Genomic DNA, 14,087 nt, shown 5'->3' on the forward strand with positions numbered 1-14,087 from the left:
TAAACGAAATACACATATTTGATCATAGTGTAGTTTTCATTTTAGTAGTTTGTACGGTATTGCTATATCACAAACTAAAAAAACACTAGTAAAAATGAAAACCTCCAGCAAACTACTCTACTGTTTGTCAATTACACTGTTGATGGCTGCCAGTGCAGAAGCCCAATTTTTTAAAAAATTGGCCAAAAAAGCCGAACGGGCAGCCGAACGTACCGTTGAAAATCGGGTAGATAGAGAAACTTCAAAAAAAACAGACCAAGTCCTGGACAGTATTCTGGAACCGGGCACTGGCGGAAAACAATCCCCAGGCAACAATCCAGAAACCGGAAACATTCCTGGTGGCACCAATGAAAATTCCAACACCTCGGGGCCGGTAAAGGCCGAACCCCAGACCATTCAAGTTTATAGTAAGTTCGATTTTGTCCCGGGAGACAAACCATTGTTCTTTGATGATTTTAATGATGATTTCATTGGAGATTTTCCATCTAAATGGAACACCAACGGTTCCGGCGAAGTGGTGACCCTGGGCAATATGCCCGGTAAATGGTACGCCATAGCCAATAGAAGCCTTACCGTACCCAACTTAGGAACCGATCTGCCAGAAGATTTCACCATCGAATTCGATATAAGAGCGGTAAACCTAACCAAGAACACAAGTTCCCAAGCGGTAATGCGCATTTATTTGTCGGAGACCGCCAACCTGACCACAAACGAAAACAATGCATTGTCCAGTCTCTCTTTTTGCCAATATATACCCATTGGAGTTAAGGTGGACAATAATTTTAGCAACGACCCGTCCCCTATCCAAAATACCATGCAACAGGACTTGCGGGAGGTATTTCAAGATGTGGCCCATGTCTCCATTGCCGTAAATAAAAACCGATACCGCTTATGGATCAACCAGAACAAGATCGTTGATCTACCTCAATTTATAGTGGACCCAGAAAAAATAAACCATCTAAAGCTATACGTAAACGGAATTGATACCCAGAACAATCAAGAGCAAGTATTGATCAGTAATCTCAAGGTTGCCGAAGGCGGTGTTGATTTGAGAAGAAAACTAATGTCCGAAGGAAAAATTTCCACCAATGGTATTCTGTTCAATTCTGGCTCCGCAGAAATACTTCCGCAATCCATGGGAATTATAAGGCAGATTTCCCAAGTGTTGAACCAGGATTCTTCCATCAGCCTCAACATAGTTGGCCATACCGATTCCGATGGTACGGACGAAAGCAATATGGCACTTTCCAAAAATCGGGCAGAGGCCGTAAAAAATGCTTTAGTATCCGTTTATGGAATATCTCCGGACCGCTTGACCTCCGATGGAAAAGGAGAATCGGAACCTGTTGCCGACAACAGTTCCGCACAAGGCAAAGCACAGAACCGAAGAGTTGAATTCATTAAAAAATAATATCTCCGTAGAAAATGAAACGTTTATTTACCACACTATTTATTGCCACGTTCGCCATCACCATTGTACATGCACAGAACACTTGCAGCACTTACTATCCCATGGTCGATGGTGCCAAACTACAATACACCAATTATAACAAAAAAGGAAAAGAGGACGGCAAGTTTAATTATACAGTCACCAATGTACAAGGTAGTGGCAACAACATTAGCGCCACAATGGAAATGGAAATAGTGGACAAAAAGGGCAAGGTCTATACCTCTGATTATGATATAGTTTGCGATGGCGACATAGTTAAAATTGATTTTAAATCCCTGATGAACGAACAAATGCTAAGTCAAATGGGAGATGTTGAAATGGATATTTCCGGAACCGATATAGAACTGCCCAACAGTCTTTCGGTAGGCCAAGAATTACCAGACGCCAATATTTCGATTAAAATGAAAATGGGTGGAGCCATTAATATGAACACCAATGTGGAAACCGTTAACCGAAAGGTGGAAAAGCTTGAAAGTTTGACCACACCTGCCGGCACGTTTGACTGCTACGTGATCTACAGCGAGACCAAGACCAAAATGATGATGACCAACCAAACCTTGCCCTCACGCACGTGGTTCTCAGAAGGCGTGGGCATGGTAAAACAAGAATCGTATAACAAAAGTGGAAAACTGACCAATAGCATGGTCCTGACAAACTATAGTAAGTAGAGATAATTATTTACAAAAGAAAACCGAGGCAAATGCCTCGGTTTTTCTAAACTTTCAATGAAATATTATTGCCTCTTATATTCGATAATTATTTCACCCGTTAAATGTGAACCGAACTGAGCGTTGTCCAAGGTCAATGTCAAAACATTGCCTTTCAATTGAATTGTTGATATTATGGAAAACTCCTCAAACTCATCTGGTCCTATTTGGTTAAAACCTGTAGTAATTAATTTTTCATTTTCAATTTTCCAAGTACCGGTATGATACCCTTCTCCATCATCCCCATCCATAAAATTGGTCCCTACCGGACCAGTAATTACCTTTTCCCCGTCCACTATTTCATATTCCTCCCTTGAATAACGTAAAAAACCAGTGGTCTTTATTTCTTTGGGATTATCAGTAAACTCAATGGCATAATTTGTTTCTTCGGGGACAATTTTTTCAATTACACCATTTTGATATTCAACGAAAAAAGTGTCATTTTAGTAATTGGTCATTGTCCATTTACCTACCAATTGCTCATCCAAACTTAAATTTGACGTAGCATCATCCTTGCTACAGACAACTATTAAAAGGGTTAAAAGGCAAATTTTCAAGTATTTCATAAGTTATGGTTGTGTTTGATTAATTATTTAAATTTTAAGTCCTAGCCCTAAACTAATTACTGAGGTTTTATAGGCATCATCTCCTTCTATCAATCCGTAACTATACCTCAAGTTCAACTCCAATTGATCTGTAAGGTCAAAACCTAGTCCCCCATTTAGACTAAAATCAAACCTATCAAAGTTAGAATACGTCTCCTTTTCACCCTCCAATGAAGGATCAAATGGAAGTTTTTTAACAACTTCCGTTCTTTTCAATGCGTACCCTGGCTGTATACCCAGTTCCAGATAAAAACGCTCAACCAATTCAATCCCAACGTTAACAGGCAACAAAATCATCAATTCATTTACCTTAGTAACAACTTCCCCTGCCATGGGGTCTTTATTATAATCAACATACTCTACGTAAACTTCACTTAAAGTTCTTGTCCCTTGGTTGGCCAATAATAATTCAGGTCTGATACTTGTCTTATCTGAAATGCTGATATTAAAAAACCCACCAACATAATAGCCGATTTTTCCTTGAAAATCCAGAGCCTTTACACCATAGAACTCTATATCAGGACGAAATTGGGAATAATTAGTTCCAACCTTGATTCCAAAGGTATTGTCTAATTGTGCTGATGCTGTAAAACAAATTAATAGGGCAACAAGTAGGTTTGCTTTTTTCATTTTTAGATGTAAGATGATTAATTAGTTAAATGACCGTTATTAATTCGGCGGTGGGGAAAGTAACGAGTATAAACCAAATAGCATACCGTAAATTGACGAATGCCCATTCTCGATTGACGGATGGCAAAACATAGAATAAAAACTTATCCGAACTCTCTACAAATCATCATAAAAAAAAACCGAGGCAAATGCCTCGGTTTTTTTTCCAAATGTTACTCTAGTCAATTCTTGTGTAGAGGTGAGATCATAATGTGCGCCCTATGTGTTCCCGGATTCATTATCCAAGGATGGTTAGACCCGATCGGGTTTTCTGGAAGCCCGGTCGAAGCCGCCGTGGCATACGGCAGATATACTACATAACGGTGATGCGCACCTTCGACCTTATTGGTCGCAGGGTCGTACCTATCGCTCTCTCCAAAGTAAATATGCAAGGTAGCACCCGGTGTTCCCATGGCCAGTTTACCGGATTTTGCTTCCGCCTCTCGAATTTCATTGATCTCAGGTCCTGATTTCCCCTCTGCCCTTAATTCTCGGCCACGGGCCATAAAAGGTTCCAAACTTTTGTGATAGCAGGCCGAATTAAATCCCGATTTTTTGGGGTCATCCACAAGCACGATAAACTCGTTGTCCCCTTCTTTAAAGGTTACAAACTCGCCGGCCATGTTGTACCCTATCACGGTACACCCATCTCGGCTTACTTCCGGGGCTGCCATTAAGGATGCTGCTACCAAGGCCTCGTCGGAGTCGATGGGGACGTAGTTGGTTTCGGTTTTACCTGAACCATCCTCTAAATTTTCTGTAATCGCAGAATCATCTAGCTCTGTTTTGTTTCCATCGCTGTTTTTACAGGAAATTAGAGCTCCTGAAAGTACAACTGCTAAAATTATTTTTTTCATTGTATCGAAAATTGGTTTTTACTTTAATTCCGCAAATAGCATCTTGGGGAAAGTAGAATTCAACAACTATCCCAATTACAGACACTTGCATACTAGCAGTAAGTTATAAAAATTTTGATACAAGCCTATCAACGGGCATACTAAACTTTAAAATCTGCTCACGGACTCTATCAACAACAAATAGGCTTTTTCTGTAACATTTGAAATTTTCAATCTATCTTTCGCAGCTCAACTCTTCTATTTAGAGCTTTCCCCTCCTCTGTGGCGTTGTCACCAATGGGCATGCTCTGCCCATAACCTTCACTCTTCAATCTTGATTCATCAACACCTTCGTCCACCAAAGCGATAAGAACTGATTTCGCCCTGTTTTTAGATAATTTCATATTGGCCTGTTCGCTCCCAACATTATCCGTGTGACCCTCAATACTAATTTTTAAATCGGGATTGGCATTTAACATTTTGGTGATCTCGCTCACAATTTCATAAGATTCTGATTTGATTCTGGATTTGCCTGTATCAAAATTAATATGGAGGGTGGCAAAACCTTTGGAATTGATATCGTCGATAATTTTATCTGCTGTTATTTTTTCGATAGTTTGCTCAAAATCTTTAGATTCCACCACACCGATCTGCCCCCTAGCAGTATCGGAATAGACCTGAATACCAATTTTTTTGGTCGGTGTTTTTAGAACATACATTCGGATGGGAGAATTCACAATATCGCCAACATAAAAGTTATTGAAATAAGCGTGGCGATCGTTCACTGTTTCACCTTTTTCATTTATCAGGCTATCAGGTATGTTTCCTTCAAAAACAAGTTCGGCACCAATTTCTTTCAAATATTCCTTAACACTTTTATCGTAAAAATACTGATTCCAATCCTTATCGTCATCCATCTGGATTCCCATTTTTTCCACCCGTCCTTCAATATCAAAAAATGAATTGCCATCAAACATTTCAAGTTTATGAAAATCATAGGATTCGGTAGCGCTGGTATTTTCGTCAATGATCATTCCACTGGGGGGTGTTATGTAAGGAAACCCTCCTATATCTTTAAGGGTCAACGGAATTTTATCCCAAGTAAAAGCTACCGTGGAACTTTTGGGCTCAATTTCTACCTTGCCCACTTCTGCTTCGGCAACGGGGTTTACAGTAGTTTGATCGACTGTTCCTCCTTTTTCTTTTTTACAGGACAATACAGTGACAATGGCAAGCAAGCCAATTAGATAATTTTTTCTCATTCTTGGTTTTATTTGATTTTTCTCAGCACTAAGGTTTCTCCTCAGGTTCGGTTAAACTAGTGCTTTTCCAATCCACAGAATGCCATAAATTGACCAATGCCCTGTTTGGATTGACAAATCAAATAATCTGACACTATACGCCTTCTTTTTCTTGTATCAACTCTGCCTCAAAAAGTGTGGTAAAATGTTTGAGAAGTTTTTCTTTCACTTCTTCCATATCCACTTCTTTTTGGCCCAGTTCCACATTAAGGGAAGTCACGGCCTTATCCTTAATGCCGCACGGAATCATGAGGTCAAAATAGCCTAGATCGGCATTTACGTTCAAGGCAAAACCGTGCATGGTTACCCAACGGCTGGCACGCACGCCCATGGCACATATTTTACGGGCAAAAGGGGTGCCTACATCCAGCCACACCCCTGTTTCTCCTTCGGAACGCTCGGCCTTAAGGCCATATTCTCGCAGGGTGAGTATTACCATTTCCTCCAATAAACGTAAGTACTTGTGTATATCGGTAAAAAAATTGTCCAGATCCAAAATGGGGTAGCCCACTACTTGACCCGGACCGTGATACGTGATATCGCCACCACGGTTTATTTTATAAAAAGTAGCTCCTTTGGCCTCCAGGGCCTTCTCGTCCACCAATAAATTATTGATATCGCCACTTTTTCCAAGTGTATATACGTGAGGGTGTTCCACAAACAAAAAATGATTGGGAGTTTCAAGACCTGCATCTTCCCTTCGGTTGCGAATTTTGGTATCCACAATATCCTTAAAAAGGGATTCTTGGTAATCCCAAGTCTCCTTGTAATCTTTAAACCCCAGATCCTGTAACGCAACTTTCTTATTCATGTTACAAAGATACGAAGCTCAATTATGGAAAACTATTTCTCCAATTCCACCTCCAAATCCAAAATAGTGGGGTCGTTCATCATATCCAAAAAGTTAACCTCAAAAATCAAGGTCTTACCATCTTGACTAAAGGTTGCTTCTTTTGCTGATGTAGATTTTATTTTTCTGGGAAAATGATACTTTAGGGTATACGTAGACCCCGAAAGAAACATTTCGCCGCCCTGCATGCTATCCAATTGTTGCTGAAACAGCTCTTGGTCCAAAATCTTTGCCGTACGGCTAAACTTGTTCTTTTTGAATGTATACTTTACCTCAGTAGGTTGCTCTGCAGGCTGTATCGGACCTTGTTGGGTATTGGTTTTGTTCCCGATGGAACTTGCATTATGGAAAGCATTGAATGCATCGTTCACTTGGTTCACATCCTTAAAATCGCTAAAAAGATCAAACTTCATCTCTTTGGTATCCGGATTCATAACCATATGCATATTAAATGGCTCCAATTTTTTCAGTTTTGCCTGTTCCTCTTGAGGCAATTGTGCAATACTATCCTTGTGCTCTTCCAAAAAATCTTTGAACGAAATAATGGAATCTATGGCTTCTTCGTTTTCCTTGGCCATTTCGTCCCCTGCCATATCCATCATTTCTGAACCATCAAACTTTATGGACAACTTGCCCGACCCGTCTTCGTTCAAATGGAGTTCCTCGGTAAAATTGCACGATGCCAAAAGGCCCAAAATGGAAATTATAACGTACTTAAGTTTCTTCATGTTTATGTAATGGTTAGTTATTTATCGTTCTATCACTTTTGATTTAACTATTACCAAAAGCGCGCTAAAAATACCATTAACCCCACATATGCACAACAAGACACGGCTTTTTTGGATAAGCTACGATCAATTGGTGTTGTTCAAAATTATCAAAGCCGCGATAACTCCCGGGACCCAACCGCAAAGGGTAAGTAAAAAAACAATTAAAATAGACCCACATCCTTTCCCGATTACGGAAAGGGGAGGAAACAGAATGGCCAATAAAACTCTCCAGAAACTCATTGATTTGATTTTTGATTGATGATTACTTATAGGTAGTTAAAATACCTGTTCTGTTACAGAAAAACGACTATTTTTAACCAAAAATCTGCCAAATATGCGGTTTTTCGTCCTTGTCACTTTCTTGGTGAGTTCATCTGTTGTTTTGGGGCAATACCAGTTTTCTGGAGAGGTCGCCCTGGAAAATGCCGGAAATGCCATTTATTTATCAGTGGTAGAGGACTACCGAAAATCTTCTCGAGTGTATTTGGACCAAATAGTTCAACAAGGGATAGTGGATTCCATGGGGCATTTTTCCTTCTCCGGTGATAATCTAAGTGGACAAAACCGCATATATCGCATCCATTTGGATGGTTGTTCGGACAGTTTGGGCAGCAAACACTTTTTAGGATTGTGCAACAACAGCAAAAGTGTTCTTTTTATCGCCAACAATAAGGACACCCTGCAATTTCCAACTTCTTTTGAAGATCAATCCCTCTGCACCATAAACTCTACAAATCCAAAATCCGGTCTAATTCTGGAAATAGAAGAACTAAAAGAGCACATGGCGTACGATTTGGCCGAATATCCCAGCGAGGCCAACCTTAATTTGAATTTAAAAAAATGGTTCAAGGCCCTTCATAACTTTGGAAAAAAAACCAACGAACCTTTGGGCGAACTCTACATTTACGATTTTCTGTCCGACAAAAGCAATGAGACCTTCAAATTTTATCTGGAAGACCTAGTTGCCAACAACTATTACGAAGATTTGGCGGAAAGATTGACCGTTGATTATCCCAACTCGACCTTTACCCGGCAATACCGTGCCGAGATAACCACGGACAGGGAGTTGGCCAGTTTTGGCAAACCACGGTCCGGCAAATGGAATAGGACCATAATCGCGCTTTTGGCAGTATCCGTATTGGGGAATGTGGTTTTTTTCTTTAGCAAAAAAAGAAAGAGCAATGCCTCCCTTCTACTCGAAAAATTAACCCCTCAAGAACAAAAAATAGCCCATCTAATATTGGAAAACAAAACCAATAAAGAAATTGCCTCTGAGCTTTTTGTAAGTGTGAGCACCATTAAGACCCACATTAACAATCTGTATAAAAAACTGGATATTGCCTCCAGGGACGAAATGTCCATTCTGTTCAAAAAAAATAAATTTCAACCCAGGGACTAGTACCGATTTCCAACGGAACAAAATTCGTCCAACCATTGATTTTAGTGAATTTGGCCATCAAACCATAAATCACGTAAAATCATGAAACAAATTTTAACCGCATGGCTTATGCTTTGCATTGTTTGTGTTTCGGCACAAGACTTCAACAAGGAAATAACAACAAAAAACGGTCAACAATTTTTAGTGGGACAAATAAACCTGGATGGTTTGCAATCCAAACCATATAGCAACTGGTTTCAGGCTCGGTACAACGCCTATAAAGTAGACGAAACTTTGGTATCCCTTTTTCAAAAAGAATTAAAGGGGTACAACATCAAACTATTCTTGGGGACCTGGTGCGGTGACAGCAAACGGGAAAGCCCAAAATTGATCAAAATTTTAAAGGCCGCTAATTTTCCCATGGAACAATTGGAAATAGTTGGGTTGGATTACCGAAACGGACTTTACAAGACCAGTCCGACCGGAGAAGAGAAAGGGTTGAACATAATCAAGGTGCCGACCATCATCTTTATTAAAAACGGAAAAGAAGTCAATAGAATCGTTGAGAGTCCACTGGAAACTTTAGAAGAAGACATTGCCCAAATTGTTTTCCGTAAGAACTATGTACCCAATTATGCATATTAAGTTATGGTAAGGCAAGGTTTTAAAGCGCAAAAGTGTAATTTTGCGCTTTAAATTTTTTAGAGATTATGCAACTATCGGAACAAGAGATCGTTCGAAGGGAAAAATTGACCAAACTCAGGGAAATGGGCATAGACCCCTACCCCGCAGCTTTATATCCTGTTGATGCCACTTCCAAAAGTATTAAGAATGATTTTGAAGAAGGAAAAAAAGTAGTGATTTCCGGTAGATTGATGTCGCGACGTATTCAAGGTAAAGCTTCGTTTGCCGAACTTCAGGACAGCGAAGGTAGAATTCAAGTGTATTTTAACCGTGACGAAATTTGCCCGGGAGATGACAAAACCCTGTACAACGATGTCTACAAAAAATTGCTGGACATAGGGGACATTATTGGAATAGAAGGAGAGCTTTTCACCACTCAAGTAGGTGAAAAAACCGTGATGGTGAAGAACTTCTCACTGTTGAGCAAAAGTTTAAGACCGTTGCCGCTACCAAAGGTAGATGACGAAGGTAAAGTGTACGATGCCTTTAACGATCCAGAGCTGAGATACCGACAGCGATATGTGGATTTGGTGGTAAACCCACACGTAAAGGACACTTTTATAAAAAGAACAAAAATAACCACCAGTATCCGTGAGTTTTATAACCAAAAAGGATATTTGGAGGTTGAGACACCCATATTGCAACCCATACCGGGCGGAGCTGCGGCGCGTCCGTTCCTAACACACCACAATGCGCTCAACATTCCACTGTACCTGCGCATTGCCAACGAACTTTATCTTAAAAGGTTGATTGTTGGCGGGTTTGACGGCGTTTACGAATTTGCCAAGGATTTCCGCAACGAAGGTATGGATCGTACCCATAACCCGGAGTTTACCGTAATGGAACTCTACGTAGCCTACAAGGACTATAATTGGATGATGGACACCACAGAAGAACTATTGGAAAAAGTAGCTATTGATGCAACTGGCAGTTCCAAAGTAACAGTGGGTGATCACGAAATAGAATTTAAGGCACCCTACCCAAGGGTTCCCATTTTGGAGGCCATTAAAATCCATACGGGAATTGACGTTTCTGGAATGGACGAAGATGAACTTCGAGAAACCGCCAAAAAATTGGGCATTGAAGTGGATGACACCATGGGCATAGGTAAATTGATCGATGAGATTTTTGGTGAAAAATGTGAACACCACTACATTCAGCCCACGTTTATTATCGATTATCCAAAAGAAATGAGCCCTTTGACGAAAGAACACCGTTCCAATCCTCGATTGACGGAGCGTTTTGAGTTGATGGTAAATGGAAAGGAGTTGGCCAATGCCTATTCCGAGCTCAACGACCCCATTGATCAACGTGAGCGTTTTGAAGATCAGCTTAGACTTTCCGAAAAAGGAGATGACGAAGCCATGTTCATAGACCAGGATTTCTTACGCGCGCTGGAATACGGAATGCCCCCAACATCGGGCATCGGTATCGGGATAGACCGTTTGGTGATGCTGTTGACGAACAATTCGTCCATTCAAGAAGTGTTGTTCTTCCCGCAAATGCGACCAGAGAAAAAGCAAGTAGAGCTTACCGAAGAGGAAAAAATCATTTTGGACATTCTTAAGCCACAAGGTCAAATGGCCCTATCCGACCTTAAGGAAAAAGCAGGGCTAAGCGGTAAAAAATGGGACAAGAGCACTAAAGGTTTGAACAAGCATGGGCTCATCAAAATAGAAAAAACGGAAGATGCCCTACTCGTAAAGTATACAGGATAGTACTAGAATTTTTGATTACATAAAACCTAAGCCCCTGAACCTTAAATAAAGTTCAGGGGTTTTCTTTTTCAAAAAAAGTTCTATCTTTCCCTGATTTTCTTTCTAAACAGAAGGAAATTTCCAGCAGCATACCCCAATAATCTTACTAAAATCTACTTATATGAAAAGAATGAATTTAGCATTCCTTTTCGTGCTGTTGGTATCTTTAATTTCCAGAGCACAAGAGGTAACAGGAACCGTTTATGATGATCAAAACGCACCACTACCAGGAGCGTCGGTCCAAGTAAAGGGAACCACAACAGGAGTCATCACCGACTTTGATGGAAACTACGTTATTGAAGCTGAAACAGGAGATATTTTGGTATTTTCCTATGTGGGTTTCAACACCCAAGAAGTCACAGTTACCAGCAACACCTTAAATGTAACCCTACAAGCAGGATTGGAGTTGGAGAATGTTGTAGTGGTAGGGTCCAGAAACCCGAACAGGACCGCTACAGAAAGTACTGTCCCTGTAGATGTAATAGACATAAAGGAACTCAACAATGTGGCGCCGCAGGTAAATTTAAATCAGATATTAAATTATGTAGCGCCTTCCTTTACATCCAACACCCAAACTATTTCCGATGGTACAGACCATATAGACCCGGCATCTTTAAGAGGGCTTGGGCCCGATCAAGTTTTGGTATTGATCAATGGTAAACGCCGGCATACCTCTTCTCTAATTAATGTAAATGGCACATTTGGTCGAGGTAGTGTTGGTACCGATTTAAACGCAATTCCCGCAGCAGCAATTAAGCGTATTGAAGTGCTAAGGGATGGGGCAGCTGCCCAATACGGTTCAGATGCCATTGCCGGTGTGATCAATATTGTTTTGAATACCACCGTAAATGAATTAACGGCAACCGTAACCAGTGGTGCCAATTTTTCCAAAAATGCAAATGGGCAAACAGGCGGCATAGATGGTGAAACAACAAACTTTGCAGCTAGTTATGGTCTGCCACTTGGAAATAATGGCGGATATATCACATTTTCAGGCGATTTTGATGTTCGTCAAGATTATAATCGGATGAAAGAATGGGAAGGCAGTGTCTTTAATCTTTACAATACGGTGGAACGTTTTGCCAATCAAGATGGTTATGATCTGGCCAATTTATTGGACGATGATGTTGCAGATGTGATCCAATATGCAAATCAGGCCAATATCAATCTCAACGGAGCAACGACCAAAGAAGAGCTTCAACCCATTTTAGCTGCAGATAACACCGAGGCAGAACTTGCAGCAAGAGGGCAGGAAAGAAGCGATTTTAATATGCGCGTAGGCCAATCTGCCTTGCGAGGCGGTAGATTTTTTACCAACTTCTCCTTGCCCTTGGATAATAAGGGTACTGAACTGTACTCTTTTGCAGGTATTAGCTCCAGAACAGGGAATTCTGCTGGATTTTATAGACTTCCAAACCAAGATAGAACCTATACACCGGCCTACATTAATGGATTTTTACCTGAGATCAATTCTGCCATCAGAGATAAATCATTATCTGCTGGTATAAAAGGTATGGTTGGCGATTGGAATGTGGATTTCAGTAATACCTACGGAAAAAACTCTTTCTTATACACCATTGGGAACACCTTTAACGCTTCTCTACAAAGCTCCTCTCCTACTGTTTTTGATGCAGGGGGGTTTTCCTTTAGCCAAAACACCACCAACCTCGATATCAATCAATTTTTCGATGATGTAATGTCTGGTCTGAACGTGGCTTTCGGCGCGGAATATAGAGCAGAAAACTATACTATTGTGGCGGGTGAAGAAGCATCCTACTCGCAATATACGGCAGAAGGCCAAGTAATAACCCTAGCTTCGCAAGAACCTTCCCGAGATTTCTTTGGAAATGCTAGACCTGGTGTATCACAGGTTTTTCCGGGCTTTAGCCCAAGTAATGAACTTTCTAGAAACAGAAGTAGTATTGCAGGGTACTTTGATGTAGAGGCTGATTTTTCTGAAAGTTTTTTGGCTAGTTTTGCCACTAGATTTGAGGATTATAGTGATTTTGGGTCCACCATCAATTTTAAATTGGCGACCCGTTACAAAATTTCAGATAATATAAATATTCGCGCTGCGGCAAACACTGGATTCCGAGCGCCTTCCTTACATCAAATTAATTTTAATTCCACATCAACAATTTTTGACCAGAACGGAAATCCACAAGAGGTCGGTACTTTTGCCAATGATAGTAGGGCTGCACAGCTTTTGGGTATTCCACAACTTAAGGAAGAAACATCTGGTAGTGTTAGTTTAGGTCTTACAGCTAAAATCCCTGATGCAAATCTAACCGTAACTGTAGATGGTTATTTTGTTAAAATCAATGACAGGGTAGTTTATACTGGACAATTCGCAGCAAGTCCAGATACTGATATCAATAATCAGGTAATCCTCGATGAGAACAATAATCCTGTTTACTCTGGTGCTCAACTAGAACTTAACAATCTACTTAGTCAAGCCAATGCTACCGCAGCATCTTTCTTTGCCAATGCCATCGATACCGAGTCGAAAGGTTTGGATGTGGTTATTACGCACAAGGCCCAGTTTGGTGGTAATTGGAATTTAAAATCCGACCTAACAGGTACTTTTTCCCAAACAAGAAAGGTGGGAGATATAAATGCCTCAGAAGTATTGGAAAATGCAGGATTGGTAGACACTTATTTTCCTGAAGACAGTAGAGTTTACTTGGAAGAGGCCGTTCCTAGAACCAAAATAAACTTATCCAACAGCTTAACTTCTGACAAATTCATTGTGTTTTTAAGGAATGTATATTTTGGGGAAGTTACAGAGGCTACTACCAATATAGATAGACAACAAGTGTTTAGCACCAAAATAGTTACGGATTTATCCATCGGATATAAAGTAACCCCTGCACTTACTTTTACTGTTGGCGCCAACAACTTATTTGATATTTATCCCGATAGGGCGGCTGAGACCTTGAGCGATGGTGGAAATAACAGAAGTGATGGGCGTTTTGACTGGTCCAGAAGAGCTCAGCAATTTGGTATTGGCGGTAGGTTCCTTTTTGGGAGAATTAGCCTTGCTTTAAAATAAAGAACTCTTACTCCTTAATTTTATATTC

Annotated in this window: 13 protein-coding genes; 6 read left to right on the forward strand and 7 right to left on the reverse strand. The window is 40.5% G+C overall.

Annotation, left to right across the window (positions count from 1 at the left end; all coding sequences use genetic code 11):
* Positions 1-94: 94 nt before the first annotated feature.
* Both ABTP35_RS03875 and ABTP35_RS03880 read left to right on the forward strand, forming a co-directional pair.
* Entirely contained in the window at positions 95-1,411 is a 1,317-nt protein-coding gene (locus tag ABTP35_RS03875) for an OmpA family protein (RefSeq protein WP_293293757.1), read from the forward strand.
* A gap of 14 nt (positions 1,412-1,425) precedes the next feature.
* Complete coding sequence (locus tag ABTP35_RS03880; RefSeq protein WP_293293755.1) at positions 1,426-2,118, forward strand: hypothetical protein; 693 nt, start codon at positions 1,426-1,428, stop codon at positions 2,116-2,118.
* Between the two features lie 65 nt (positions 2,119-2,183).
* Here ABTP35_RS03880 and ABTP35_RS03885 read toward each other — a convergent pair whose 3' ends face one another.
* The 7 genes from ABTP35_RS03885 to ABTP35_RS03915 form a co-directional block, all read right to left on the reverse strand.
* Positions 2,184-2,453 (reverse strand): hypothetical protein, encoded by a 270-nt coding sequence (locus ABTP35_RS03885; protein ID WP_293293753.1) that lies wholly within the window; start codon positions 2,451-2,453, stop codon positions 2,184-2,186.
* A gap of 297 nt (positions 2,454-2,750) precedes the next feature.
* Complete coding sequence (locus ABTP35_RS03890; RefSeq protein ID WP_375334458.1) at positions 2,751-3,392, reverse strand: porin family protein; 642 nt, start codon at positions 3,390-3,392, stop codon at positions 2,751-2,753.
* A 221-nt stretch (positions 3,393-3,613) separates the two neighbouring features.
* Positions 3,614-4,288, reverse strand: a complete 675-nt coding sequence (locus ABTP35_RS03895) for a hypothetical protein (protein WP_293293749.1) — start codon at positions 4,286-4,288, stop codon at positions 3,614-3,616.
* A gap of 209 nt (positions 4,289-4,497) precedes the next feature.
* Entirely contained in the window at positions 4,498-5,529 is a 1,032-nt protein-coding gene (locus ABTP35_RS03900; RefSeq protein ID WP_293293747.1) for an OmpA family protein, read from the reverse strand.
* 133 nt (positions 5,530-5,662) lie between these two features.
* A complete protein-coding gene (lipB, locus tag ABTP35_RS03905; protein WP_375334459.1) occupies positions 5,663-6,379 on the reverse strand; it encodes a lipoyl(octanoyl) transferase LipB in 717 nt (238 codons plus the stop codon).
* A 32-nt stretch (positions 6,380-6,411) separates the two neighbouring features.
* Positions 6,412-7,146 (reverse strand): hypothetical protein, encoded by a 735-nt coding sequence (locus ABTP35_RS03910; protein ID WP_224837818.1) that lies wholly within the window; start codon positions 7,144-7,146, stop codon positions 6,412-6,414.
* 126 nt (positions 7,147-7,272) lie between these two features.
* Positions 7,273-7,428: a YqaE/Pmp3 family membrane protein gene (locus ABTP35_RS03915; protein ID WP_224837819.1), complete on the reverse strand. Its 156-nt coding sequence runs from the start codon at positions 7,426-7,428 to the stop codon at positions 7,273-7,275.
* A 94-nt stretch (positions 7,429-7,522) separates the two neighbouring features.
* Here ABTP35_RS03915 and ABTP35_RS03920 point away from each other — a divergent pair, with 94 nt between their 5' ends.
* The 4 genes from ABTP35_RS03920 (at position 7,523) to ABTP35_RS03935 (ending at position 14,059) form a co-directional block, all read left to right on the forward strand.
* Complete coding sequence (locus ABTP35_RS03920) at positions 7,523-8,587, forward strand: response regulator transcription factor (RefSeq protein WP_375334460.1); 1,065 nt, start codon at positions 7,523-7,525, stop codon at positions 8,585-8,587.
* 81 nt (positions 8,588-8,668) lie between these two features.
* Positions 8,669-9,211, forward strand: a complete 543-nt coding sequence (locus tag ABTP35_RS03925; protein WP_375334461.1) for a TlpA family protein disulfide reductase — start codon at positions 8,669-8,671, stop codon at positions 9,209-9,211.
* 65 nt (positions 9,212-9,276) lie between these two features.
* Complete coding sequence (gene lysS / locus ABTP35_RS03930) at positions 9,277-10,968, forward strand: lysine--tRNA ligase (protein ID WP_375334462.1); 1,692 nt, start codon at positions 9,277-9,279, stop codon at positions 10,966-10,968.
* Positions 10,969-11,128: 160 nt separating this feature from the next.
* Positions 11,129-14,059 carry a TonB-dependent receptor domain-containing protein gene (locus ABTP35_RS03935; protein WP_375334463.1) on the forward strand — a complete coding sequence of 977 codons (2,931 nt, stop codon included), beginning with the start codon at positions 11,129-11,131 and terminating at the stop codon, positions 14,057-14,059.
* Positions 14,060-14,087 lie beyond the last annotated feature (28 nt).

Origin of the sequence: Flagellimonas alginilytica (genome assembly GCF_042134605.1) — a bacterium.
Taxonomy (GTDB): domain Bacteria; phylum Bacteroidota; class Bacteroidia; order Flavobacteriales; family Flavobacteriaceae; genus Flagellimonas; species Flagellimonas alginolytica.